General features: G+C 60.8%; 18 protein-coding genes and 6 pseudogenes. 9 read left to right on the top strand and 15 right to left on the bottom strand.

All coding sequences use genetic code 11. The features are described from left to right. Positions 1-123: 123 nt before the first annotated feature. From QA637_RS25950 to QA637_RS25905, 10 genes and pseudogenes are all read right to left on the bottom strand, one after another. Positions 124-1,458, bottom strand: coding sequence for a KpsE/RkpR family capsule polysaccharide export protein (locus tag QA637_RS25950; RefSeq protein ID WP_283065598.1), 1,335 nt, complete (start codon positions 1,456-1,458; stop codon positions 124-126). Beyond that, on the bottom strand, positions 1,459-2,118 hold the full coding sequence (locus tag QA637_RS25945) for an ABC transporter ATP-binding protein (RefSeq protein ID WP_283065596.1): 660 nt from the start codon (positions 2,116-2,118) through the stop codon (positions 1,459-1,461). Beyond that, entirely contained in the window at positions 2,115-2,864 is a 750-nt protein-coding gene (locus QA637_RS25940; RefSeq protein WP_283067357.1) for an ABC transporter permease, read from the bottom strand. Before QA637_RS25940 ends, QA637_RS25945 begins: the two co-directional genes overlap by 4 nt. Positions 2,865-2,890: 26 nt before the next feature. Next, positions 2,891-4,201 (bottom strand): capsular polysaccharide export protein, LipB/KpsS family, encoded by a 1,311-nt coding sequence (locus tag QA637_RS25935; protein ID WP_283065594.1) that lies wholly within the window; start codon positions 4,199-4,201, stop codon positions 2,891-2,893. A 100-nt stretch (positions 4,202-4,301) separates the two neighbouring features. Then, entirely contained in the window at positions 4,302-5,246 is a 945-nt protein-coding gene (locus QA637_RS25930; RefSeq protein ID WP_283067356.1) for a nucleotidyltransferase and HEPN domain-containing protein, read from the bottom strand. Positions 5,247-5,756: 510 nt separating this feature from the next. Continuing rightward, on the bottom strand, positions 5,757-8,771 hold the full coding sequence (locus QA637_RS25925) for an AsmA family protein (RefSeq protein WP_283065593.1): 3,015 nt from the start codon (positions 8,769-8,771) through the stop codon (positions 5,757-5,759). A gap of 283 nt (positions 8,772-9,054) precedes the next feature. Then, positions 9,055-9,597: pseudogene (locus QA637_RS25920) on the bottom strand (ATP-binding protein); the annotation flags it as partial. A 1,023-nt stretch (positions 9,598-10,620) separates the two neighbouring features. Continuing rightward, positions 10,621-11,700 carry a nucleotidyltransferase family protein gene (locus tag QA637_RS25915; protein ID WP_283067354.1) on the bottom strand — a complete coding sequence of 360 codons (1,080 nt, stop codon included), beginning with the start codon at positions 11,698-11,700 and terminating at the stop codon, positions 10,621-10,623. 1,059 nt (positions 11,701-12,759) lie between these two features. Further along, positions 12,760-13,089: a type II toxin-antitoxin system PemK/MazF family toxin gene (locus tag QA637_RS25910; RefSeq protein WP_283065592.1), complete on the bottom strand. Its 330-nt coding sequence runs from the start codon at positions 13,087-13,089 to the stop codon at positions 12,760-12,762. Further along, positions 13,079-13,336, bottom strand: a complete 258-nt coding sequence (locus QA637_RS25905; RefSeq protein ID WP_153437819.1) for a hypothetical protein — start codon at positions 13,334-13,336, stop codon at positions 13,079-13,081. Before QA637_RS25905 ends, QA637_RS25910 begins: the two co-directional genes overlap by 11 nt. Before the next feature lie 473 nt (positions 13,337-13,809). Here QA637_RS25905 and QA637_RS25900 point away from each other — a divergent pair, with 473 nt between their 5' ends. After that, complete coding sequence (locus QA637_RS25900; protein ID WP_283065591.1) at positions 13,810-14,700, top strand: SpvB/TcaC N-terminal domain-containing protein; 891 nt, start codon at positions 13,810-13,812, stop codon at positions 14,698-14,700. A gap of 445 nt (positions 14,701-15,145) precedes the next feature. On the opposite strand, the pseudogene QA637_RS25895 reads toward QA637_RS25900, so the two are convergent. Together QA637_RS25895 and QA637_RS25890 are read right to left on the bottom strand one after the other, a co-directional pair. After that, positions 15,146-15,590: pseudogene (locus QA637_RS25895) on the bottom strand (TA system VapC family ribonuclease toxin). Continuing rightward, positions 15,587-15,814, bottom strand: coding sequence for a CopG family transcriptional regulator (locus QA637_RS25890; protein WP_283065589.1), 228 nt, complete (start codon positions 15,812-15,814; stop codon positions 15,587-15,589). The pseudogene QA637_RS25895 and the gene QA637_RS25890 overlap by 4 nt, the downstream one beginning before the upstream one ends. Before the next feature lie 166 nt (positions 15,815-15,980). On the opposite strand from QA637_RS25890, the pseudogene QA637_RS31060 reads away from it, so the two are divergent. Continuing rightward, positions 15,981-16,283, top strand: a pseudogene (locus QA637_RS31060) (substrate-binding domain-containing protein); the annotation flags it as partial. Here QA637_RS31060 and QA637_RS25880 read toward each other — a convergent pair. Further along, a pseudogene (locus QA637_RS25880) lies at positions 16,267-16,377 on the bottom strand (ThuA domain-containing protein); the annotation flags it as partial. The pseudogenes QA637_RS31060 and QA637_RS25880 sit on opposite strands and share 17 nt — an antisense overlap. Positions 16,378-17,034: 657 nt before the next feature. On the opposite strand from QA637_RS25880, the gene QA637_RS25875 reads away from it, so the two are divergent. The 4 genes and pseudogenes from QA637_RS25875 to QA637_RS25860 all read left to right on the top strand — a co-directional run. Further along, positions 17,035-19,146, top strand: coding sequence for a ParB/RepB/Spo0J family partition protein (locus QA637_RS25875; protein ID WP_283065588.1), 2,112 nt, complete (start codon positions 17,035-17,037; stop codon positions 19,144-19,146). A gap of 107 nt (positions 19,147-19,253) precedes the next feature. Next, entirely contained in the window at positions 19,254-20,444 is a 1,191-nt protein-coding gene (locus QA637_RS25870; RefSeq protein WP_283065586.1) for a DUF932 domain-containing protein, read from the top strand. A 198-nt stretch (positions 20,445-20,642) separates the two neighbouring features. After that, the gene (locus tag QA637_RS25865) at positions 20,643-21,086 is read left to right on the top strand and encodes a DUF3846 domain-containing protein (protein ID WP_283065584.1); all 444 of its coding nucleotides are present in this window, start codon (positions 20,643-20,645) and stop codon (positions 21,084-21,086) included. A 163-nt stretch (positions 21,087-21,249) separates the two neighbouring features. Beyond that, a pseudogene (locus QA637_RS25860) lies at positions 21,250-21,447 on the top strand (hypothetical protein); the annotation flags it as partial. 57 nt (positions 21,448-21,504) lie between these two features. Here QA637_RS25860 and QA637_RS25855 read toward each other — a convergent pair. Together QA637_RS25855 and QA637_RS25850 are read right to left on the bottom strand one after the other, a co-directional pair. After that, positions 21,505-22,695: a DUF1173 domain-containing protein gene (locus QA637_RS25855; RefSeq protein WP_283065582.1), complete on the bottom strand. Its 1,191-nt coding sequence runs from the start codon at positions 22,693-22,695 to the stop codon at positions 21,505-21,507. Positions 22,696-22,817: 122 nt separating this feature from the next. Next, positions 22,818-23,062: pseudogene (locus tag QA637_RS25850) on the bottom strand (ATP-binding protein); the annotation flags it as partial. A gap of 206 nt (positions 23,063-23,268) precedes the next feature. On the opposite strand from QA637_RS25850, the gene QA637_RS25845 reads away from it, so the two are divergent. The 3 genes from QA637_RS25845 to QA637_RS25835 all read left to right on the top strand — a co-directional run bounded on the left by QA637_RS25845 (position 23,269) and on the right by QA637_RS25835 (position 25,973). Next, entirely contained in the window at positions 23,269-23,595 is a 327-nt protein-coding gene (locus tag QA637_RS25845) for a hypothetical protein (RefSeq protein WP_283065580.1), read from the top strand. A 15-nt stretch (positions 23,596-23,610) separates the two neighbouring features. After that, entirely contained in the window at positions 23,611-24,648 is a 1,038-nt protein-coding gene (locus QA637_RS25840; RefSeq protein ID WP_283065578.1) for a DUF7146 domain-containing protein, read from the top strand. A gap of 383 nt (positions 24,649-25,031) precedes the next feature. Next, positions 25,032-25,973 carry a DUF2493 domain-containing protein gene (locus tag QA637_RS25835; protein WP_283065576.1) on the top strand — a complete coding sequence of 314 codons (942 nt, stop codon included), beginning with the start codon at positions 25,032-25,034 and terminating at the stop codon, positions 25,971-25,973. Positions 25,974-26,112: the final 139 nt, after the last annotated feature.

The following is a 26,112-nucleotide window of genomic DNA, read 5'->3' as shown; positions in this document are numbered from 1 at the left end:
CATACGCTCATTCGCTGACCTTACACCGTATGAAGCACGAGCCACGGCGTGCAGCCGTAATCTCTCGCTGAGAGGAGACCGAAGGGGTACGGGCACACCGGGGGGCGCTCCTCGGCTGAAGAGCTATGCCCGATCCCGGATATTGTAATAGCTCATCACGCCAATCCCCCAGGCAAAGAGCAGCCCAAGCGTCACAAGCAACGCATTCAGCAACCGGCTCGGATATTGCGCCAGTTCGGAGAGCGTCGGCTCGATGAAGAGGGCGAGGTAGCGCTGGCGGTTGTTTGCCTCGATGCGCGCCTTTTCGAGAGAACCCAGCGCCGCCGTATAGGCGCGCTCGGCGAACTCGCGCTCGGTCTCCAGTTCCTCGAACTCGGCGATACGGCCGGCGACGTCGGGGGCATTGGGATCGTCCGCTGCGGTCTTTCTTTCGCCCGTGCCGAGGCGCTGGCGCTCGACGGCGATTTGTTGTTCCAGGCTCTCAATGCGCGTTTTCAAAACGCGGATGCGCGGCGTGCCCTCGCTCATCTGGCTCTTGGCCGCGGCAAGGTCGGCATTGAGCTTCGTCAGTTCTTCCTCCAGGCCGCCGATCAGTTGCACGGCGAGCTTCGCCCCTTCCTCCGGGCTGATCTCCTGTGATTTGTCGCGGTAAACGCGGAGCGCCGCGCGCGCCTTTGAAAGCCGCGCCTCGCCCGCCAGAACCTCGTCCTGCGCGGCCCTCAGCACGTCGTTGCGCGCGGAAAGCGAGAGGCTATTCACGAGATTGTCGCTCTGGTCGACGATGAATTGCGCGATTTCCTGCGACTGCTTGGGGTCGAAGGCCTTGACCGTCACCTGCATGATGCCGGACGCATGGTCAAAGTTGACGCTAACCATGTCGCGCCAATAGGCGAGCTTGTCCTCGATCGGCAGGTCGGAGCCGATGCCATAGAAATAGTCGACTCCACGGGTAGCGTATATGTTCTCCAGCTTGAACCTGCGGTCGGCGTCCGCGGCCATGCGTTCGCTCAGGATGTAATCCATGAGGATATAGCTGTCCGATACGGTGCTGCCGCCGGAGGCCTGGGTGAACATGCCGAGGATATCGGTCGAAACGCCGCCCTCGATGCTGCGCACGGCGAAAGATGTCGTGCTGTGATACTGGTCGGCGGCGATGAAGGCCATGTAAAGCGACGCGAGCGTGGCGGGCAGGGCGACGAGCCCAAGGAAGGAGGCGCCTATGATCGTGTGGCGCAGGCGCAGCTTCCTCAGCCAGGCGGGCCTCCAATCCTGCTTTTCAACCGGCTCGAACTTGTCTTGCCGCTCCCGCAGGGGGATAACAGACGCACTCTCTCGCCCGAGCAGCCCTTCAAGAATGGCAATGCCCTTGCTCTTGGCATCCCCCTTGGCGGTCGCATCATCCTTCTCGGCGTGAGCAGTTCCGAACCTGTTCGCCGCCGCGTCCTTGCTGACAGCCATTTAATTTCCCCTCATATTTCTGTCGTGCGCGCGGATCGCGTCTTCGACATCTTCATAATAAGTCAGCTTGCCGTTTTCCAGCACGACGCCGCAGTCGCAATAGTCGCGGATCGTACCGGTGCTGTGCGAGACCATGATCACGTCGGAATCCTGGAGCTTGGTCTCGAAGACAGCTTGGCACTTTTTCTTAAAATTTGAGTCACCAACGGCGGTGATTTCGTCGACGAGATAATAGTCGAAGTTGACGCCCATGCTCAAGCCGAAGGCAAGCCGCGCCTTCATGCCGGAGGAATAGGTGCCGACCGGGGCCCGGAAGAAGGGGCCGAGCTCGGCGAAATCCTCGACATAGGCGATCAGCGCCTCGGTATCGACGCCGTAGATGCGGGCGACGAATCGCACGTTCTGTTCGCCCGTCATCGAACCCTGGAAACTGCCCGCGAAGCCCAGCGGCCAGGAGATCTTGCCGCGACGGATGATTCGGCCGCGGTCGAGTTTGATCGCGCCGGCGATCAGCCTGAGCAGCGTCGATTTGCCGGCGCCGTTGCGGCCGAGCAGGCCGACGCTTTTGCCCCGGTTGAGGGTCAAGGAGGCGTCCTCGATGATCGGCTTCTTGATGCCCTTGGTGCGGGCGTATTTCGTCGCCTGCTCGAACCGGATCATTCGTTTCTCAGCGTCTTTCGGGAAAGGGTGAACACAAGCATTCCGACAAACAATGTCAGAAATGCGATTCCGTAAAGGTAATTCATGTCGAGGCCGACGGCGCGATATTCCGGATAGAAGCCCTGGCGGAAGCCCATGATGATGTGGACGAGCGGGTTGACGAGCACGAGATCGCGATAGGGCGCCGGAATCGAATCGGGCAGGAAGAAGACACCGGAGATCAGGAAGAGCGGCCGGTTGACGATGCCGAACACCTGCTCGTAGAGCGGATATTTGAGGAAGAGCACTGCATTGATCATCGCCACGCCAAGGCCGAAAAGGCATGCCATCGCCCCCGCTTCCAGGATCGCAGGCCAATGGAGATTGGTATCCACTCGCATGGTCGCGACAATGGTGCCGAGCACGATGACGGCGACCAGCGTCGTGGTGCAGACCTGAAGGATGAAGCGCGCGACGATCGTATCGATCGGCGCGACGTTCGGATAGCTGAGCAGCGCCTTGTTGGCGCGGACCGCGCTGTTCAGGTAACTCGTCATGGCCTGGTAGAACTGGAAGGCGATGTAGCCGGTGGCGAAGAAGAGCGCGAAGCTAGTGCCGAGCGCCGGCGTGCGGGCGATCGCCCGGAAAATCAGCGTCATCAGGAAGATATGCGCTGCCGGGTCGAGGAGCGCCCAGATGTAGCCGCCGGGCTTCGAGCCGAAGCGCGTCGCCATTTCCCGGACGAGAAGGGCGGCTACGACACGCATATGTATGGAGAGAAGGCTCACGTCAGTCACCCGAACGGATAGAGGATACGGCCGATGATCCGGAGCTTCCGATCGGAGAGGCCGCGAAAGAAGCGGATGGGATCGGCCCGGAAATCTTCGACATCGCGGTCATTGCCCGCGCGCCGGATCGTCGGCGCCACGGCGGCGGTCAGGAGGTGGCGCCAGCCGAGGAGGCCGTAGGGACCCCACGCGCGCCATGCCGGCCGCGGAGGAGACAGCGCCTCCGGCTCCTCGAGTTGCCTTCTGATGGTGGCGACGGTCGCTTCGAATGACGTGTGCGCTCCGGTTTCGGGATCGAAGTAGCGAGGATAGAGGAGATAGGCGCCCGCGAAAAGCGCCTCCAGGCTGAGGCTCCGGCCGCGGCGCGGGTTCGGCTGCCGGTCATCCGTCAGGCCCCAGCCGGAATAGAAGGGGGACCCCCCCGTCGTGACCCTGATGCCGCGCATGAGCGCCTCGAAGCCGGCGAGCGAGGTGACCGTGTAGACGTGGTCGACCGTTCGCAGAGCCTCGGCGAGCGGAAGCCTTTTGGTCACCATCTCGCAGAGATGCGCGACTTCGGCCGGGTCGGATTTCGCCGGGCGTACGCGGCTCAAGACGTCCGGGTGCGGCTTATAGAGAATCTGCGCCTCCGGCTGTTCCGTCGCCGCGAGCTGCACGAGGTCGTTGTTGGTCATCGGGACGGGACAGCCGTAGCGGATAGAGGCGTCGTCTTCCACCTGGCCGATGACGAGCACGCGCTTCTTCGTCTTTTCGCCATAGACCGTCTCGGCGGTTTGCGGCCGCGCGCCGTTATATTTGCTGATGCCGCTTTCGATGAGGAGATCAATGCCGGCCCGCGCCCGCGCCATCAGCGGCCGATCCGCCTCGAAATCGTAGGTGCTCAGCAGTTCTTCGAGATCGGATGCCTTGCGGCAGTCGAAATAGGGCGTGCGGCTGTCGAGCGCCAGCGAGAGCGGCGGGGTGCGGCTGGCGCTCGGGCGCGCGGAACGAAGAAAGCCGTCCTCAACGAACCAAACGGGAATGCTTCGCACCGTCGCGAGCGCGGCCAGTACGGCAGGCAGTTCCGGGCCCCAAACGAAGAGTTCGGCGGCCTGTGCGGCAAGAATTCGAGGCTTCCAAAGACGCTCGAAATCACGTTCGCTCAGGTTCTTTGGCAGGAAATGGAAATGCCTGTCGGGGAAATACTGCTTGAGAAGGGCCCTTTTCCATTCGGTGATGTTGACGGCAAAAGTCAGCCCCTGCTCGGTTCCCCGAGCAGGGCCTACGCACCCTTCCGCTGCTTCCGCTGTCTCTCTCTGTCGCCCAGTCACCGCCATCGGCGCCCAATCCAAGAAAACCCACCGCTATGTACACGTCCGACCGTTTCTCGGCCAGCCTCCATTCAGCGAGCGAGACCCGTACCGACCGACGACCAAATCAGTAAGCGTCTTCGTTTGGAGAGAACCATTTTGCGCCGTTGCTCCCCGCACGCTCCAATTCCGCCAGCCGCTCGCTGCAGATCGCCTCGACGAGGCGGTGGAGACGCACCGTCCGCTCGAGAAGCCAAGCGAGCGCTTCCTCAGTGATCTCGAAGTGCTTCGAGTAGCGGGCCTTCACATAGGCCTCGTTAAGAATGTTGTACCACGCGATATAGCGATGCTGGTCGCGAGGCCACGCCTCGACGAGTCTGTGACTATGATCCTCGGCAAGACCGCGCAGGAATTTGAGGTTGTGCGAAGGCGGGCTGTAATTCGTCAGCGTTAACAAAAGGCAGGAGTAGCCCGTCTCGACGGATTGGTGAAGGAGAAAAGCGGCGTGATTTCCCCAGTTGCTGGAGACGGCAACGCGCGCAAGCTCAATGAATCGCGCTGCACTCTGGCTCTGCCTTTCAAAATGTCCCCTCGCAACTCTAAGCGCGTTGGCAGGAGAGAGCCGTTTTGGTTCCGCCAGCGGCCGGTCGTCGAGCTCGTAGAGCACGATGCCCTCGCGAAGGATGTCGACGAAGAAATACTGTCCGTCGGCCAGGAAGTTGTTCACCTCGCGAGCGCCATGCACGATGAGACCAACCGGCGTCGAGACGCCCTTGTCCCACATCAGCCGGTCGGTCGCCTTGTCCCAGTATTGCGGTTCGGCAAGCTTCTTCGAATTGACGATGACGAGAATATCGTAGTCGGAGCGATAGCCTTTCATCGTATGCGGCTCGTCGACGAAGGTGCCGCGAGCATAGGAGCCGAACAGGATGATCTTCAGGATCCGCCCGCGCTTCTTGAAGCCCGCTGAACTTCCCTCGAGCGCATCGGCGAACTCCTCGTGAATGATCTCCACGACACGGGCAAGCTCGCGCTGCTTTTTCTCCGGCAGATGTTCGAGGCTCGATCTCATGTCCAACGGATAGGACAAAGATGACTCGCCGTCTACTGCCGGAGTTCATGGGTTTTCGGCAGCGACCTCCTTTGCGGCCAAGGGGGCCACACGCGGCTCAACAATGCTTTCGATTGGGCGATCGCAGTCCCGAGAGGGAGGAGAGAAGAGGGCAGGTCAGGAGGCGCAGAGTTTTCGAGCGGAGCAGCTTGCCGGGGGCAGTCGGTCCCGGTTTCCGCCCTCGGGCGCATGCTAAACCTCCTGCGGCTGCCCTTTTAACCGGTCAAGCTGCGCGCGAACTGGCTGCGGCGCTGAAGCGCCTGCGCCTGGTACGCTCTTTGTCAGTTTGGCTGCATGAAATCCTTTAAGGATGCATGCCGCGGCCCTGCGGGCTGAAAAGACGCGCGGCCCTCATTCCGGAGAAGCATACCACGTTGCGGTATCACTAGGTGCGGCTTGGCCGGACGCAATTTGTCGAGAAAGCTGTATCTCGACGCAGCGTTAGGCTTCTGCCTCTCAAGGCGAGATTCTTTATCTAAATATCTGATTGAACAGGCTTTCCAGAGATCCGCCCGATTCCTGGTCCGGCTGTTCCGCATTTTGCTGCGGCTGCTCATTTGCCGCCTCGGGCGGCGCAGGTTCCTGGCCGGTCTCTTGTGTCGGAAGTGCCTGGTCGCCGTTTGCCGCACCGCCGGCAATAATCTCTTCGATGGAAAGCTCGTTATCTTCTCCTTTCAGCATCTTTTCTGCGGTGCCGCGGACGAGGTCTTTGACCGATCCGCTCTTTGCACCTTTGGCGAGGAGGTCGTCGATCCGCAGCTTGTCGGTTGGCAGTCCGATTTTCTTCAGTGTCGCCAAAGCGGCGCCAGGATCCTTCAATAATCCGGAGAGATCAGGATATATCCGCGGGTTGGCAAAGCTCCCCTCGATGACGACCGGGACACCGATGCCATCTGTCGATATCTCGGCTCCCTGTCCTTTGAGCGAAGCGACGACCCGGGGCTCGAGACGAAATTTCAGGTAGCTCTCCGCCAGATTGGCCGCGCCGTTCCCGGTCATGCGGACCAACGGGCCGACAAGCTTGATATCGTCGGTTTGCGCGACACCATTCTCAATGGCAAAGGACGCACCCAGTTCAGTGAACGCAGTCGCGTTGTTCTCGTTCTGTTTGAAACCCGACGACATCAGGCCGACGAGATTGTTGTAGACCTCGGCAATGTCGACGCCGCGAATGGCGCCATCGGAAAAGCGGACATTTGCAGTCCCGTGAAGCGAGTTTGCGAGCGCCTTGGTCGTCCTGCCCGCGCCCGCAATGTCGAATTTCGCCTGCAATGCACCCTCAAGATGTTTGAAGCCTGCCATGTCGGTCAGAAGGGGCACGGCCGAGGCTTCTGAAATGGACGCCTGCAAGGCGATCGAAGGTTCCGCTTGGGAGCCATCGGCCTTCAGGCTTGCAGCAACCTGGCCGCCGTAAAACGGACTTTCGGGAAGGGCGAGGCTTGCGATCCCATCGGAGACGATGAGGCTCGTTGCAACCGGTCCGGCGAAGACGCGACCGTATCCAAGTTTTTTCGCGTTCACCTTGATCGATGCCTCGATCGATTGGAGGGCCGAGAAATCCAGCGGAACATCGGGGCTTGTTTTGTCACGTTTCGCATGTTTCGCTGTCGCTTCAGGAGCGGGCGAGTGCGCGCCGGAAAGGCGCGCCAAATCCAGCTCCTCGAAACTGAGTGCGCTGGATATCTTCAGAGGCATCGTGAACTGGACAGACCCGTTCCCGCTCCCTTGCACGCCGTTGACCGACAGGATGGCGCGCTTAAACGAAACGCCTGTTGGGCTAGCGCTGACGTCACCTTTGAACGAAAGCGGGCCGACGCTTTCCGCCCCGCTCCGGCCAAGCCAGGCAAGGAACGCATCGAGATCCGCCGTTGAGAAATCGAGCTTTCCAACATACTGACCCGGAAGCGCAGCCTTGCCGTCGATGGCCAACGATGCGTCCGCCATGCGCATCTGAAGCTTGAGGGGGATGTCAGCCGTCCCGGGACTTTTGTTCAGAAGCAGATCCCGGACGGGCATCTTCAGTTCGATGGCGATGGGCTTATCTCGCCATACGAGGCTGCCCGACAGGTGCACCGGCTTTGCGAGATCCTCGATCCTGATTGCGAGCTTCTTTGCCTTCACCTCACGCATGTTTTCATCGGCCATATTCGGCGCCACAAATGTCGCGTCGCGCATGCCAATATTGCCAGTCAGATTGAGTGTTTCTCTGAGCGCACCTTCGCTAAGGCCGCGAAAGGCAAAGGCGGTATCTATCGTCAGCGCACCGGACAGTGGGACCGTTTGCCCGATCAATGATGCCAGTTTGCCGATGTCGAGCCCGTTGCTCGATATATGCCCCTGGAAGGTCGGCTCGTCGTCGCGAACATCGGTTTTGATGTTGGCGGCAATGCTCCCCGCATCAATACCCAAGTGCTCGAGCCGTGCAGAAAGCTCTCCGTCCTTGAGCTTCGCCACCACCGAGACGTCGGAGGCCGAGACGTCATCCACGGTCATAGTGCCAACGTGAACGCTCATGTCGCTGTCGAAATCAGCCAGAAATTGCAGGCTTGCGGGGAAGGCGGGGTCTGCCGACCCTGCCTTCGATTGCGAAGAACCGGACGTGGCCTCGACAAATGGGCTCAAATCCAAACGATCTGTATCGAGGTCAGCGAGAATCCGGGGACGCTTGCCTGGTATGAAGAGCGCGTCCAGGCCGAACGCATGTTCGCCGGAATGTAATTTGCCGCCGCGGATCTGATAGCTGCCATTGGCGTTGAGCGCGACTTGCCCGACTGCCTCGAACTCCGAGAAACCGGATGCTGGCACGGGATCTGCTCGGAAAGACACGGTCATGTCGGCTGGCCGACGCTGAAGCAGTGACCGCAAAGAGGAGACGGTGAGGGTGGTCTCGTAACGCCGCTCCTCCAATCGGGCGCTGGCTGAAAGAGATAGTTCATCATCGATGCTCGGTACTGACAGCGCAAGGTCGACATCGGTCACGGTCTGCTCGGAACCGGCTGCGTCTTTGCGTATCAGCGTGCCGCTGGCGATCGAGATTGAATCGATCGCGCTTCGTTCGAGGAACGTGGCAAGGGCCGCAAGTGGATCGCTTTGTGCGGCCCGATCGTCGCCACCAGCCTGTGTCGTAGAAGCGCGCCCCGCGCCTTCACTCAGCACGATGACCGGTCGATCCACCTTTATCTCTTTTATGTGCAGGCGATCCGACCAAAGGGAGGACAGCGTCACAGAGCCAGAAACCTCCCCGAACTCGGCTTTGATGCCCTGCGTTTCCGCGGAGAGCACGACATCTTCTGCTAAAACTGCGAGATGGGGGAAGGCAGAAAGCCTGACAGGACCATTGACCGAAATTGAACTGCCCGTCGCGGCAGATAGCTGCCTGCCGAGTTCCCCGCGAATCCAGTCGCTTGAAACGAGGCTTGGCAAGACGACGATGGAAGCGACAACCAGCGCACTGAGCGCCAGAAGACCTAGAAAGAAGCGCCTCATGTGTCCTCCGTCATTCAAAAGCGGCTGATTCGCTATGGTTTTCCAGAAGGTGCCCATTTGCAAATGCTCCGTTGGAGCTCGAGCTCAGCCGATAATCGGGTGCAGCGCCCTCTGCATCGCTCCGAACTACTAACCGAAGGTAGAACGGGTTCCCGCTGCACTGCTGGTTGCGGTTAACCCTCCGTGCCGGCGGGAAATGTTGATGCTGATCGTACCGCTCACCTCATCGAACCCGAACCGCCAGTCCCCAACACCTGGGTCAAAAAAAGCGCGATATCGCGCGGAGGTAGGTACGAATAAAATCCAGCCGCCAGCGCTGGCTTGCGCGGTCGTTTGCGGCAAGGAAACTGTCCAGAAATCCCCCGCGGACCCACAAGGTGTTCAGATCATCGGCAGACACTTCGAGCCCGTTTATTGGCTGCATCTCCAGATAGGCGATGCGCCCCGCAAGGGTCTCGCCCGACTGTTTTGGAAGATCGATCGAGGCAGATCCGGGGAGCAGGAAATGCCCAGCTCCTCTTCCGTTTCGGCGTCCTCTGTCGATCAGCCCGCGAAGGTTCTGGAAGAGGTTCGGCATGCGATGAACTTCATCCAGGATAATGAGCTCGTCGCTATGCTGGGTGAGATAAAGCTCCGCCTCGGCGAGTTTGGCTCGGTCACTGTCGGCTTCCAGGTCGAGATAGATTGAGGAACACTGCTGGGCTACGGCGAGTGCAAGTGTCGTTTTGCCGACCTGGCGAGGACCGATAAGCGCGACGGCGGGGCTACTGTCGAGGAGTTGGTTCAGTTCAGCGGTAATGCGATGCTCAATTACGCTTGTATTTATGGAGTTACGTTCCAGAAATACAAGGAAAATTCGGGAGAGTTACCCTTTCTCGCCGAGTGAGTTACCGGTTGTCGGACTTTCGCGCATTTGACATGCGCGAAAGTCCGTGCCGATCCTGTTGGTCGGAGGCGACCGAGAAAAAGCGTTCCCATCAGGAAGCGATGCGTCTTGTCTTGAAGAGCGGTTGTCGGCCACTGTCACTCGAGGTCGCGGTGGCAAGAACCAATTTTCTGCGTCGAGACTGGTCGCTTCGGCGGGCCTTTCGATCCATCGATTTCGGTCGATTCTTCTCGGAATTGCAGATCTTGCTGGAAGCAGGGCGAGTAGAAGAGGGCACGGCAGCAGGCGTAGAGTTTTTTGAGTGGAGCAGCTTGCCGGGGGCAGTCGGTCCCGGTTTCCGCCCTTCGGGCGGCGCTATGCTAAACCTCCTGCGGCTGCCCTTTTAACCGGTCAAGCTGCGCGCGAACTGGCTGCGGCGCTGAAGCGCCTGCGCCTGGTACGCTCTTTGTCACGTTGGCGGCATGAAATCCTTTAAGGATCCATGCCGCAGCCCTACGCGCCTAAAAACTCGCGGCTCTCTTTGCGGAGTCGAGAAGCTGTATCTCGGCGTGGCGTCGGACCTCCGCGTTTGAAACGAGGTTTAGCAAGATGACGATGGAAGCGACAGCCAGCGCACTGAGCGCCAGAAGACCTAGAAAGAAGCGCCTCATGTGTCCTCCGTCATTCAAAAGCGGCTGATTCGCTATGGTTTTCCAGAAGGTGCCCGTTTGCAAATGTTCCGTTGGGGCTCGAGCTCAGCCGATAATCGGGTGCGCTGCAGCAGCTAGTTTCTTGCAAAGACGTCCAGCCTAGACATGGAGCTATTCTTGGTGTCGCCTGTCATTCAAAGGGCGCCTTTAGCCGACAGGACGGAAGCGGATGTGGCGGGGTAGGTGTCCTTCGGACCAAAGATTTTGGTGCAAAGGATCCGCGAGCACGCCCTGCACCCTCGTAAGTGAGCGCAGGTCTCTCTCGGATTGAGTTTTATTGGATGTCGTGATTGATCCCAAGTTCACGGAAAAGGGCGGCTGTTGCGGCCTTTTCCTTTCGCGGCATGTATCCCATGCCGGCCTGGATGGCATGGCGCCAAGCCTCTCCCCTCTCCCATGCCTCTTTGAGAGCGTCCGACAGGTCATCGAGACGATTGGAAGCATTGAGCGCGTCGAACAGCAAGATCGCCTGCCTCAAGTCCTTCTCTCGCTTCGCCGCTCCAATCGTGTCGACCACGCGGCGCGATGCCACGATCAGTTTATGAACCGCGTAGCGCTCCGGAGCCGGGACGATCACGGAGATTCCGCTTTTGTGCAGGAGGACGGCTCGCACAGGCTCATAGATCAGGAAATCCATGAACCGCAGTGGATCAGCACTCGCACCACCCAGGGCGGGCATGTCGGCCGGTTTGTCGAGATAGTCATCACTACCCCTATTCCCGGTCAGAAATTCGACTTTGTAGCCCGCCCGGTTTTTGAACGCCGTTGATCGAGGCGACCCAGAGCGATGCGGGATCGGCCGGAAGGTCGGATCGACGCCCTGCAGTATCTCGAGAATAGGTGGAAGAGAATCACCTATTTCGGCCGAGATCGCGTAGTCCTGGGCGAAATCAGCATCACTCGTCATCATTGAGGCGGCAGGAAGACGGACGCCAAGGTGGCCCGCATAGGTCGAGAATGCGACGGTCCCCACGAGGCAGGCTCGCAACCGGAAAATGCCAGCGTGGGCCAGCGCCTCGACGACATCGCCGGAAAACGGTTCGGGAGCTGGTAGGCCAGCTTCGCGGACAAGGGTGGTGACGAGCTTACGACGACCCTTGGCATCGTCTTTGATCGCGCGGAAATCCTCGACCCGCTTGTTGATTTCGGGATCGTCAGCAGGGCCGACATAGCGGCGTTTCTGCCGATACCCCTCGTCCTCTCCTGGTTGGTCGAAATACCAGTATTTGCGCCCCTTGTTGTTTACCCTGACAAAGCGGCCCTCAACCGGGAAGTCGGCCGAGAAGCTGGCATCGAGCAGCCGTTGACCGAGTTCCGCGGTCATGGTGCGATATATGAGATCGATCTGTTTCATGTCGGTCGGTTGTACTAAATCTGAATTTTTAGTACAACTCTGTCCCTCAATAATCGACTTTTTGGACTGGGAATAGTAGTTGGCGAGTTGTACTAAATTCGCAAATTTAGTACAACTTCGATGCCATTTTCTCAAGAGCAATCTTCGCAAACGCCCGAATACGCGGTTCTTAGGGGAGGCGAGGGGAGGGCGGGGACTCCCGACCGGAGCAGCTTGCCGGGGGCAGTCGGTCCCGGTTTCCGCCCTTCGGGCGGCGCTATGCTAAACCTCCTGCGGCTGCCCTGTTAACCGGTCAAGCTGCGCGCGAACTGGCTGCGGCGCTGAAGCGCCTGCGCCTGGTACGCTCTTTGTCAGTCTGGTGGCATGAAATCCTTTAGGGATTCATGCCGCAGCCCCGCGAGCTCAAAAGAACGCGCGGCGCTCATTGTGGAGAAGCATACCACGTTGCGGTATTACGACGTGCGGCTTGCCCGGACGCATTTAGTCGAGAAAGCTTTGTCTCGACGCAGCGTAAGGCTTCTGCCTCTCTAAGCGAGCTTCTTTATCTAAATAACTGATTGAACAGGCTTTCCAGAGAACGGCCTGATTCCTGTTCGGGCTGTTCTGCACCTTGCTGCGATTGCTCGTTTGCCGCCTCGGGCGGGGCAGCTTCCTGGCCGGCCCTGGTGTCGGAAGTGCCTGATCACCCTTGCCGTGTCGCCGGCAATAATCTCTTCGATCGAAAGCTGGCTGTCTTCTCCCTTCAACATCTTTTCTGCGGTGCCATGTACGAGAGACGACCGATAAGAAGCGTGCCCATGCTCTAGCGGCGGCAGGGGAATTCGTTCTGCTTGTCCACGGTGCTTATGCTCGGTCAGCTGCTCGAATGAGACCGAAGAAGCGGACTATGGTGTTCATAGTCCGGCAGAGGTCGACGTTCGCGCCATCCGACAGGGCCAATGAAGTGCGTTGTCCATATCGGATATTGCAGCCGTACGAATCATACCGTCGATAAAGAAATACCCGGAGAACAGAATTGGTCTCCGGCTCGGGCAGTAGACAGCAACATGCTGTTCGATCCTATTTAAGCCCGATCACTTCGCGAATGGCGTCCTCTAGGTTGTTCATGCGGTCCTGATCGAGTTGGCCGATTTTCTTACCTAGATTGGATTTGGGGATAGTTACGATCTTGTCCGACATAGCGTAGGTACGCTCGGCAAGTCCGTTCTCGGCAGTTGGATCAATCTCGATGCGAAACCAAGGCGCATCAACCCACTGAGTAGTTGTCGGGATGACGACAACGCTATCCAAAGGAATTTCTTCATTTTGTATGACGATGGCAGGCCTAGGCTTACCCGTGTATGCGCCCTTTGCCGCCATGGTGTAGATCGCGCCGCGCTTAATCGTCATCGCTAATCCCGATGCTATGGGCTTCGATCCAACGCATCACATCTTCTTCGTCTTCCTTGTTCGCCCTGATGTTTGCTGCCTGTCGAGCCATTTCTTTTTGGCGGGCCTTGCGAATATATTGCAGTGCAGCCTCACGCATCGCCTCACTTGGCGTTTGGTGGTTTTGTTCTGCTGCCCTTAGGAATTGCTCTCGCACATCGGGATCTACCCGCGTGCTTGGCAATGTAGCGAAACTTGTGTTTGACATCGTGTGACACCTCTGTCTTACAGAATGTATCACATTGGAACTGCGGCTCGCAAGACTCGCAAGCAAAATAACGTACTACGTGGAACACACTCGAAGAGGCCCATAGCCGTCAGGACGAATACCTGCTGTCCAGACAGCCACAGACATTGAAGCATGTAAGAACGATCACCGGCCCGAGTTGCTCCGTGCCCTTGCCGATGCCACGCATTACCTTCGCCCGGCTTGGCGACGGATGGCGATCTCAGCGACGCCGGCGTTGACAGCGCGATCTGGGAGCCGGCGGCGGAACTGCCGGAACATCAGCCGCAACCGGATCAGCCGGATCTGTCGAATGAGAAGACGGTCGAGGCCGACGCCGCAGATGCCCCGACGATCGGGCTGGCGGCGGCAGCGGCGACGAGCGCCCCGACGGAAACGCATGTCATCGCCGCAACCAAGCCGGCGGCCGGCCGGCCGGGGGGGTGGCGTCACGGATGGACGTCACCAACAACGGTGCCTTTTCCTATAGCTATCCGATCGCGCTGCCGGCCTTCCGCGACCTCGAGCCGAAGCTCGAGCTGAACTACAATTCCAGTCGTAAGACCAGGACCGGCGGCGACTATCAGGGCTATCTCGGTTACCAATGGGGGCTGTCGGGCGTGCCGGTCATCGAGCGCGCCGGCTACCAGCTCGGGGTGCCGCAGTATGTGGCCGAGGACGTTTACCTCTTGAACGGCGAACCGCTCGCCAAATGCGGCGCCGGAACCGCCAGTCCGGGCACCTCTTGCAAGGCCGGCGGCAACTGGGTCTCCGAGGTCGAGAACCACCTGAAGATCCATTTCGACGGCACCGCCTGGATGGTGACCGGCCGCGACGGCACGGTGACGACGTTCACCGCCGTTGGCCAGCTGCCCGGCGCGCCCGCCGGACCGCATCCCAATGCCGCGCTCAACTACCGCTTTTTGGCGACATCGGTCGTCGACGTCAACGGCAACCGGGTCGACTATTCTTACGATTGCGTCGACCTGCCGGTCTGCTATCCGAAGGTCATTTCCTACAATGAGCGCGCGGTCGAGTTCTTCTACGACGTCCGTCCGGATTATCTCCTCGATCTTGCCTCGGGCGCGGTGGCGGCGACGTTCCCCGGATTCAACTGGACGCATCTCGCAGGCGATGCGCAAGCCGCACTACGTGCGCTCTCCAGCGTCACAAACGTCAAGGTCATTTCCTCGCCCAACCTGATGGTGAGCTACAATCAGCAAGCCAAGCTTCAGGTCGGCGATCAGGTGCCGACGATTACCCAGACGAGCACGAGCACGACGTCATTGCCGCCGATATCATTCGTCGGATCGTCCTTCCGAATGAGACTTTTCCGGTCGCCTTGACGTTTGTCGTCACGCGGGACGTTGTGCCGGGCGAAACCCAAATTGCTCGCGCTGCTGTCGAAAGGAAAGGCGGCGTCCTTGAAACAATAGTCGCGCCTGACCCCTGCGTCCCTTGTATTATATATGGCTCCATACTCTGCTCGTGCAACACTATCCTGTTCGAGCTGATGGCTGTCCTTCAGCTTGGAACATGGTCAGAAGAATGAGGTGCGGATGGGGATCTGCGCTGCGTTGGCTAACAATCGCTTCGCGCGTTGGCCTGGCGCCGCGCAGACGCGCCGTCAACGACAAACTTCAACTGACGACAATCGGCTGCGGTGTCGACACTTTGGGGCGTCACAGCGGGGGCGTCTGCTTTCTTCGGCAATAGTAGTCGCGGTGATCGCGGTGGGACCTGGCCTGCGCCACCGATCTACGTTCTGCTGGGTTAATGTATCGACGGAACTCACGACCTATTTGCGGTGATCAGGTGCAAGGCGGAATTGCCCCTTGTGACCGCCGCTGCTGAGAGCTTGCGATCGAACGTCGCCAACTTGCTCCCACGCGCCTTGGCGAGCGCAAGCAGGTAGGTGTCAGTTACCTGCCCCGAAGTTAGGATTTTCGTGGGGGCAATATCGCCTGACCCGACAAGACTCACATCGTCCGGCCAAAAATTATGACCGGGGAGCGACCGCAATTTGCTGACGATCTCAATCACGAGTGACGGGGAACCGGGAGAATTGGGATATTTGGAGCTGCCGACAAGTCCGGATGACGCCATTTTCGGTGGTGGGGCAGGTAGCCCAGGCGGTCTGACGCGTCGCCGCGAACCATTCGTGCGCATCGTCATGGGCTACATGGCCCGGATCGGTTAAGGCAATCAGCACATTGACATCGAGCAGGAAAGTCACGGCAGTTCGTCACGCAAGGCGTTGATGATTTCGAGCGTCACCGGACGCGCATCCGGCCGAGGCGACAGGAGAGGAATTCCATTGCGTTCGCCGCTGCTGCGCGGTCGGCGCAGAGAACGTCTCGCCAACTCGGAAATGACCTCGCCCACGCTCCGGTGCTGCTGGGCTGCCATTGCCTTTGCGGCGATCAGGACATCGTCGTCGATTGCCAGGGTTGTTCTCATATCCGCCTCATCGCGCATCAATCATCACGCATCATATCAAGCAAGAGATCGCTGTTCTCAAGGTCGCTTACTCCAAAACTTCATTGCCCGGCATTTGGAATCGCGGGAGCACCGCGTTCGATGTTGGTGGGTTCTTCCTGCGAGCGGGCAAGCGGCGAGCGATTTTCGGGTGCGGCAATATTTCTGTGCTCATGACGGCCTTGCCCTGACTGTTGTCACTGAGGTTTTCGGCCCTGGCTACGGTATCCCTGAAGATGTCTCGGTGGTCGGCTTCGGGGACTTCTCCCCGGCGACTCAGATTTCACCGCCGCTGACCACCGTGCCCATGGAAGGCGCCGAATGCGGCGCCGTGGGTCTCAGGTTGCTGGTCGAACGGATCGAGCAGCCGCGCCTGCCCGGCATGCTACGGCACATTGAAATTCTTCGCCTGATAGCAGAAGGCGCGAGGCTTATTTTCGCTTCCAGATGACCCGCATGACCGCGCCGTCGATCCAGGAAGCGCGCTCGCCGGCAAAGGTGGTCGTCGCGAGCACGTCGTTGGAAGGATCGACATACATGTAATACGGTGATGTCATGTTTCCGAGTGTGCAGCGCTTTGGGCCAGAGGTGCAACTTCAGGCGCTGCCAACCGGCGGCAATTGAGAGAGTTCAGCCCCACTCCCGTTTTCCACACCGACTTTTGCGGGCGAAGCAGGCCCGGACCTTGAACGCGCTTTCCATTGCGCGGAAGAAAGATGAGCGAGGTCTCAGTTGTCGGCGCCGGCGACTAACCCGTTTGTGCAACAAGCCCGATGCTTACGCAAGAAGCGAGATGTTACTCACAGGAGGGACCTGGCGCTCGGAGCAATCAAATCAGCTCGGACGAAAGGGGCGCGACCTGCTGCATGAGATAAAAAAATCGGGCCGCCGGAAGACCGAGGCCCGTTTTGAGGTGTGAAGGTGTCTAACCTCCAGAGGGGAACAGCCGACGCGATGGTACTGGGAGGAAAACCATCACTTTGCATCAGCTATGGTCAGTATGCTCATTCGCCGGGCAATCGACAATCATTTATTGTGCAGTGCACCTATGCGTATTCGCGGCCTCGATCTGTTGGCGGAAGCGCTTCCGCGTCCGTTCGGCGGGTCGGCAGGACGGCAGAGGGAGGGGAGAGAGGGTGGATCCGTGACGGGTTGAGAGGTTCGGAGAGAGTCTCCGGCTGGCCCGTCATGGAGAAATGGATATGGCTCAAGCCAACCAGAAAATTGTTCTCAGCGCCGCGCGTGACATCCCCTTCAACAGGCTCGTCCTGTCGCAGCAGAACGTCCGCAGGACCAAGGCTGGTGTTTCGATCGAGGATCTTGCCGAAGACATTGCACGCCGCGGTCTGCTTTCGAGCCTCAACGTGCGGCCCGAACTCGCGCCCGATGGCAAGGAGACCGGCTTCTACCGCATTCCGGCCGGCGGACGGCGCTACCGTGCCTTGGAGCGGCTGGTCAGCCAGAATCGCCTGGCAAAGACGGCGGCTGTTCCCTGCATCGTCAGCAGGGGTGAGACGCTCGAGGTCGAGGACTCTCTTGCCGAGAACGTGCATCGCCTGCAACTCCATCCGCTAGACCAATTCCGCGCCTTCCAGACGCTCCGCGAACAGGGGCTGGACGAGGAGGAAATCGCCGCGCGGTTCTTCGTCAGCATCGAGACTGTCCGGCAGCGGCTGCGGCTCGCCTCCGTCTCGCCGCGGCTGCTCGAGCTTTACGCCAATGACGAAATGAAGCTTGAACAGGTCATGGCTTTCTCGATCAGCGACGACCATGTCCGGCAGGAGCAGGTCTGGGATACGGTTTCGCGGCAGCATGCACGCGAACCTTACTACATCCGCAGGCTGCTCACCGAGACCGCGATCCGGGCGACCGACCGCCGCGCCGTCTATGTCGGCGTCGAAGCCTACGAGGCGGCGGGCGGGACCGTGATGCGCGACCTGTTCGATGAGGACAATGGCGGATGGCTGCAGGACCCGGCGTTGCTCGAACGGCTCGTGATTGAGAAGCTCACGGCGGACGCCGAGGCCCTCAAGGCCGCGGAAGGCTGGAAATGGGTCGAGGCTGCCTTCGATTTCCCGTACGGATATACCTCCGGTCTTCGCCGCTTCTACGGCGAGCGGGCCGAGTTCACCGAAGGCGAAGGCGCTCACTTTGATCAGGTCAAGGCGCAATACGAAAAGCTCGACGCCGAATATGCCGGCGTGACCGGGTATTGCCCAGAGACCGAACAGCGACTGGTGGAGCTCGGAAACGAGCTCGACCGGCTGAAGGACCGGCCTCATGTCTTCGATCCCGCTGAAGTCGCTCGCGGCGGAGTCTTCATCTCGCTCGGTGCTGATGGTGAGCTCAAGATCGAGCGTGGTTTTGTCCGGCCCGAGGATGAGCCGCAAGTCGAAGACGTTGTTGATGGTGCGTCGGATGCCGATGGTGAAACCGGTGATGACGTGTCTGCGTCGTCGTCCGTTGGCGAAGCCGCAGTGACCGGCGCGCCCGCTCACAATGCACAGATCGACGAGGGGAACGACGACGGCAAACTCCGACCACTCTCCGACCGCCTTGTCGAGGACCTGACGGCGACACGCACGGTCGCGCTCAGGAACGCGCTGGCGAACAATCCGGCCATTGCCTTCATCGCGGCCTTACATGTCTTCGTCCTGAAGACCTTCTACCTCTACGGATCGGATTCGTGCCTGGAAGTGACGCTACAGAGCGTGAAGTTCGGCCAGACGCAGGGGCTCGGCGATACGGTCTGGGCGAAGGAGATCGAGCTGCGGCACGAGGCCTGGGGGCAGGATCTTCCGAAAAACCCGAATGAGCTCTGGGATTTCCTGCTTGCGCTCGCTGACGTCAGCCGCCAGGTGCTCTTCGCCCATTGCATCTCGCTCTCCGTCAATGCGGTTGTTCAGCCATGGAACCGACGGCCGGCGGCGATCGCCCATGCCGATCGGCTCGCTCGCTCGATCGGCTTCGACATGGTGGAGGCAGGCTGGGAGCCGACGGTCGACAACTATCTCGGCCGGGTGACGAAGGCGCATATCCTTGAGGCGGTCCGCGAGGCGAAAGGCGAGCAGTCGACGGAGCTCATTGATCACCTGAAGAAGCAGGATATGGCGCGTGAGGCCGCGCGGCTGCTGAAAGGCGGCGGATGGCTTCCCGAACCGCTTCGGCTCACTGTCGACGACGTGCCGATCGGCGACGCCATTGCCAAGACTGACGCCACGATCGAGGACAATCCTTCCGAAGACGTGCATGCCGAAAAGGCGTCCCCCGACGCTCTCGAAGACGAGCACCAGGACCTCGCAGCTGCAGAGTAACCTGCGTATCCCTTCCCACTACTACATCGTCGCCTGCCACCCCGGCAGCAATCATCCCCATCGGCCCGGCCCTCGCGCCGGGCGCTTTCATTTTTAGGAGACTGCACATGAACACCATGGTTTCCAGCGTTCAGCCGGCGTCGACTGGCTTCAGGGTCGACATCTCGCACGGAGAGCGCGTCGGTCGCGTGTCGTCGGAATGGTTCTCACGCCCCGACGACGAGCGCTACCTCTCCCTTGGCGAACTCTACGATGCGGTGAAATCGCGGGCCGACCGCGCCCATGCCCGCACGGTCGAAAGCTCCGCCATCCGCGTCGAGGCGAGCCGCAACAATGCCGAGCGGCTCGAACTGATCGTTGCCGCTGAGACACGGCCCGTCACGCCGACACACTGGAGCTACGGACAGCTTTGCGGCCTAGTCGGCGCGCCGGCGAGCTACATGCGCCAGCTTCCCGCTCCGCTTGCCGGCATCAACCTCCAGCACGGGCTCATCAACCACCGCGCCGAACTGGTAAAGACGCTCGAGGCCGATGACGGGCGGCTCGAGCTCAGGGCGATTACCGGGCCAGAATACGGGCGGGTCTGGGACCATGAACTTGTGTCGGCCGTCATGAACATCGCCGGCAATGGCACCGGCGATACGATGTGGAAGGTGCCGGGCGTTCTCGACTGGTCGACGATGACCCACAATCCCTTCGTCGACATCAGCAAGGAGACCACCACGCTCTATGCCAGCGACCGCGACGTCTTCCTCTTCCTCGTCGACGACACGCACCCGATCGAAGCCGGGCGCCTGCGGAACGGCGAACCGGATCTCTATTTCCGCGGCTTCTATTGCTGGAACAGTGAAGTAGGCTCGAAGACACTCGGCATTGCCTCCTTCTACCTGCGGGCCGTGTGCTGCAATCGCAATCTCTGGGGCGTCGAGAATTTCGAGGAGATCGTCATTCGCCATTCGAAGTTTGCCGGCCATCGCTTCGCCCATGAGGCTGCACCGGCGCTGAACAACTTTGCGAATTCGTCCCCGGCGCCCTTTGTTGCCGGCATCAGGGCGGCACGCGAGCGCATCGTCGCCGGCACCGATGACGACCGGCAGGGTTTCTTGCGCAAGCGCGGCTTCTCGAAGGGCGAAACCGCCAGGATCATCGACACCGTCCTGCGGGAAGAAGGCCGGCCCCCGGAATCGATCTTCGATTTTGTCCAGGGAATAACGGCGCTTGCCCGAACGAAGTCTCATCAGGACACCCGCCTCGAACTGGAAGCCAAGGCGAAGAAGCTGCTCGAACAGGCTTCCTGATCCTGCCTCCACTCAAGGATTCCCACCATCCGTCTTATCGCCCGGCTTCGCGCCGGGCTTTTCGCATTCCGAAAAAGGACGATGCAGCGACAGTGCCGTTGGCAAGAGGAGGAGGTGGGCTGAGCCGCGTGTGGCCCGGTCGGAGGTGGAGCGCGTGCTCCGGTGCGGGCAGTCGCTTTCGCGCGCCGGAGAAACACCATGAAAACCACCAAGGCCTATCTCGTGGAGCCGTTGAGCGGCACGATTCGCGTCGTCTCGATACCTCAAGAAAACCGGCTTGCGGTTATGCGAAGCCTCATCGGATGCAACCGCATCGACTTCGTCCGGATGGACGATCGCCTGGCCGTCGTTGTCGATGATAACGGCCTCAATGGCACTTTGCCCTGCCTGACGCGGCTCGATGGCTACCCCTCACCGCTCGCCGGTAACCTTCTCATCATCGGCACGGATGAGAATGGCGACCCTATCGACGTCGCGGCTGGAATCGACGAGATCGCCGGCCGGTTCACCATCGTCAGGCCGGTCCTGCGCCCGGTTTTCGAGGTGCTCGAGGGCACGCGGATTTTCGGGAGGCAATTGTGCGCGATGGAAGTGCGCATCGAGCTACGCCCACCCACTGTCGTCAGCGAAAATATCCACTGATCGTCACGGCGCAGACGGTCTGTCTTTGACGCGCATGGCCGGCGCACCGGTCCGTGACCTATTTCCACCGATCATCATGCCCGGACTTCGACAGAAGCGCCGGGCTTCCCCTGTAGAGGAGAACCCGACGAGCTTCGCTATGCCGAGGCCTACCAATCGCGCCTGCGTTCAGGCGGCGAGCCTGATTTGCGGACGTGCGCTGATGGTCAACGCTGTCGACGAGGAGGCGGCACGGTTCTGGCAGAGACGAGGCTATATTCCGACAACGGATGATCCGCTCGTCCTCTTTCGATCCATCGCCGCCGCGCATGAGTGCGATAAAGGTCGTCGATTACAACACGGCACAGTCGGGACAGTTTGAGGCTCGGACGGTTCTGTTTCGCTTGCTGTTTCATGCTTTACACGCGCCGACCGACCATTACGGCAATCTCGGCATTTCGCCCTCGGTTACGCGCCAGACCCATGGGGTCATCTCGGGTCTTGCCTCGATCATTTCGGCCATGGCGCGCTCATAGTCCTCACCTATCCCAGCCGGGACGATGAACATGGCGACCGGGGAGGGCCGCTGCTCCGGGAGCGTAACCGAAACGATCGGTTGATCGCGCGAGAGGTTGAAACGCAACCCCTTGACGCTCTTGCGTCGCAGTCCTGACAATCTCTCCAGAAGAAGCCGCTCGTGAGTGCTTTCGAACGGGATCCAGTTCTCGTTCACCACCATCATGGCGACCTCTTCGACGGCAGCGACCCCGGATGGCGAAATTCCGAAGGTCGCGATCAGGATGAGGTGGAATTCGTCGTTCGAGCGCCAAAGCTCAAGTTCCGTTTCGTATCTGGCAACGAGCCGCTTCCATGTCCCGTCCTCGATCATAAGGGGAAAGGGCAGATGCCGGAGCGTGATGCGGTGTCCCTCGCGGGCAACTGTGAACTCCTTCACTTCCGCAACGATGATCATCAGCTTGCGCGGCCCCGTCAGGGATGCTTGCGCGCCGGCAAGTGCTGTAGCCCGGCGCGCCGCAATTCCTTCCTTGTCCTCGTGATGGAAAACCTCCGGCACGAACAGCACGTCGCTGAGCTCTCCGCCTCGTGCCGTCATTTGCGACGCAGCATTCGTCAGGCTCGTGCGTACCCGGCCCCAGCCACGCCTGCCGCCCCAGGAGGAGCGCCATGCGGTCAGTTCCCCTATTTCCCACAGGTAGTGCAGCATGGCGCGCAACGAGAGCTTCTTCGTTTCGTTGCGGATGGCGGGCTCCGACGGTTCTGTCGGTGCAGTCGGCCCCGTGCGCGGGCCTCTCTTCGTCATCGAGAAATCGAGCTTCAGGGCCGAGCGGCCGTTGGCATCGATCTGTATGGCATTACCGATCAAAGGCCCGAGGCCGGTCAACTCGTAGGGAGCCTCGTAAGATGGGCAGGCCGGCTCGTGATCACGCCCGGAAAGCGGCATGCGTTTGACGAGATACTGTCCGTCTATCCGCGCGATGTACATGGCAACCGGCGGATCCTTGCACTGGCAATGCGGCCGGAGCTTCTGCTCGTAAGCGTGGGGAAGGAGGGTTCGAAGATCAGCAGAACCCTCTGCGTATGACCTGTCGCCGATCAGAAACCGTCGCACACCGCTCCTCCTGCCTTATCTCGGAAATCTCGTTCAGACGGATCGTCCAATGGCAATGTAGCCGAATCCTTCGGTTAGACTAACTCAAACAAAGCAGTATGTGCAATGTCGGATGATCTGCTTTATCGCCACAGGCAGGACAGTGGCGCCGCGGCAATCCTGTCGCCGAACGGCACAACATCGGTATTGTCATAAAGGACGGCGCCAAAGGCAGATTTCTCGCCACATGCTTCTGCAAGCGTCCTGATGCCCCCGAATCGCTCACCTTCACGGTGGCGCTTGCGCTGACCTCGATCGCTGCGATCGTGCCATCGTCGCGCTCGAGCACCACATCCAACTCGCGCATCTGCTGGTCCCGGAAATGATCATTGGAAATCAACAGGCTGTTGATTGGGATGTCACGTGATGAAACCTGGAAGTCGCTCACGGCATGAACTTGAACCAATACCCCCTCTTCTTCGGAGAGGACGCTGCGCGACGCAGGAGGGAGAGGGGGGCCGGGAAAGGTCGGCTTGGCAGGGCTTGGAGAGCGCCCGCGAGGTCGTCCATTTCTCGCTCTCGACGGGGTTCCCCATGAACGTCATCGCTTCTAAAGTCGCGAACGTGGCCGCCGCACCGCTCATTGTCGCCGGCCGGCCCGTCCCAATGCTGAATGCCGGCCATGAGCTCCTTCCGCACCTCAACCGCGGCCGCTCCATCGGCGCAGCCGATCGTCGGCCCCTTATGACGCATGCCTTTAGCGGCAGCGATACCGAGTTCTGGTCATGGGAAGGCGCGTTCGAGGCGACTGAGACGGCTAAGGCCCCGCTTCGATGCAAGTTCGGCGCGGTGATTGCCCGGGCGAACGCGCCGGAGGTGGCACTCGGACTTCGCCGCATCGATGTCGCGACTCTCAAGTGACGGAGGCTGCCGCCCATGTTGTCCGCTTCGGAACTGGCGGATCGTCTCGCGCGCGATGCCGAGGCGGCCTGCCGCCACTATCTCTCAGCCGGCCGTCGGGTCGGCAACTACTGGATCGTCGGAAACGTCGCCAACGACGAGGGCCGCTCGCTCTACGTTCAACTTGCCGGCCCGCGCGCCGGAAAATGGGTCGATGCGGCGACCGGCCAATACGGGGACCTGCTCGACCTCGTGCGGGAGGCCTGCGGGCTCATCGACTTCCGCGACGTTGCCGCCGAAGTGCGGCACTTCTTGAGTCTGCCCCAATCCCAACCGGGTTCGCCCCGAAAGGGTGACGCCCGGGACCTTCCTTCGGTGGACAGACCAGCCTGGCAACGCGCCCGTCGCCTGTTCCGGATGACGGAGCCACTGGCGGGGACGCTCGCCGAGCGCTACCTGCGTGAGCGCGGCATCCCGCGGGCATCCGCACAGCCGGCGCTGCGGTTCCATCCATCCTGCTACTACCGGGATCTGGCGAGCGGTCGGACGATGAGCATTCCGGCCCTGATCGCCGCGGTGACCGATCCCTCCGGCGCGATCACCGGAGTGCACCGAACCTGGCTTGACCCGAACGGCGACGGCAAGGCCAAGGTGGACGATCCCCGCCGTGCGCTCGGCCGCCTCCTCGGCAATGGCGTGCGTTTCTGTTTTCCGATCAGCGGACGCGTTTCGGTGATGGCGGCCGGCGAGGGCCTCGAAAGCATGCTGTCGCTCTCCCAGGTGATGCCGGGCATGCCAATGGTTTCGGCGCTGACTGCAAATCACCTCGCCGCGTTCCGGCTCCCCGAGGGTTGCCAGCGCCTCTATATTGCCGCCGACGCCGATGCGGCCGGCCGCCATGGTCTCGAGGCATTGAGCCGCCGGGCGCAGGCGGCGAGAATCCTGCCGCTCGTGCTCGCTCCGGAACTCGGCGATTTCAACGAGGATCTGCGGCAGCTGGGGCCGGAACGGCTCATAGCCCATTTGCGGGCGGAGCTCGCGCCGGAAGACGCGCTGGCTTTTCTGCCCGCTTGAGGCGGCCGGCAGGCCGCAAGCCGGTGCAGCGCCACCGCATCAGGGAAGGCGCGTCTCTGGCGCCTGTCCTTCCGGTGGGCGCACACCCGCGGGCCTGCCGGGAGCCGACCCTTACCACGCGGTCCAGGGCCTTCAGCGGGGCAGTCAGGTTTCTTCCCCTGCCGGGCCAGCTTCACGCATCGGCCATCCCGAAAACCGGTTCCCCGGTACTCGGGCCGATGCGATGGCCCGGCATTCCTCGCGGGACAAGAAACCTTCTTGTCCCCGCCCGGCGCTTGCGCTGGGCCGCGGCGCAAAGCGCCGCGGTTCCGGCCCGGCTGTCGCGTGGGAGGGATCGCCGTCAGGCCGCGAGAGGCGCGGCCGCAACCGGATGGAGAGACCCCATGGACCTTTCGCTTCCTCTTGACGACGGCTACCACCTCCACCACGCGTCTTCGCCGACCGGCCGTTTCATCTACGAGATGCAGCTTTACGGCCATCGCCCCTTCCAGGATGAGCCGGACCCGCGGCCGCTGCCCGAAGAGCCGGTCGTCCAGTCGGCGCTCACCACGATCTTCGATGCCCTGTTCGGGATGCTCAGCGACACGCGGTTGGAGCCTGATCTCGAAGGCTTGCTCTGGTCGATGGTCAATCTCTTCCATCGCGCCGGCGAGCGCATCCAGCGGGAGCTTCAGCGCAACGAGGACGGGCAACGCGCCGGACAAAGCGAACAGGACGGCTCGGAAGTGAAGAGCGTCGAGCTGGAACGCCTTGTCGCCGAAGGCATCACGCTTCTGGAGCGCCGCAACGCCTTCGAGTTCATGCGCGATTATGCGGCTGACCTGTTCGAGGCTGAGACCGGTTCGGCATGGCGGCCGCGCACCGGCTCGAAGGTCAACCACGCCCACATGACCGCGGCGATGATCGACAGCCGCGATTTCCTGTCCGCCCGCCGGCGCGCCGAGACCGAGGTGTTGATCCCCGCCGGCACCAAGATCGCCTTCGGCGGCGGCATCGACTACAACGACCATCAGGCGATCTGGGACGCGCTTGATCGCGCCCGGACGAAGTTCCCGGACATGGTGCTGCTGCACGGCGGCTCGCCGAAGGGCGCGGAGCGCATCGCCGCCTGCTGGGCCGAGACCCGCAAGGTGACGCAGATCGCCTTCAAGCCGAACTGGACGAAGCACGTGAAGGCCGCCCCCTTCCGCCGCAATGACGACATGCTTCTGGTCATGCCGAGCGGAGTCATCATCTTCCCGGGCTCCGGCATTACCGGGAATCTCGCCGACAAGGCCCGCCGCTTCGGCATTCCGGTCTGGCGCTTCGGAGGGAATGGCGCGTGAGCGCCATTTCCTCATCACTGCGCCAAAACCGAAGTATCGAAATCCGCGTTACTGTAAGATATATGCGCTCGCAGGACAGGAACGAGCCATGGCCACGACAGCGCCCAGGACCCACCCGTCTCGATGCGGTTCGGCGACG

It is taken from the genome of Sinorhizobium terangae (assembly GCF_029714365.1).
Taxonomy (GTDB): Bacteria; Pseudomonadota; Alphaproteobacteria; order Rhizobiales; family Rhizobiaceae; genus Sinorhizobium; species Sinorhizobium terangae.
This window is presented reverse-complemented; position numbering and strand designations above follow the sequence as displayed.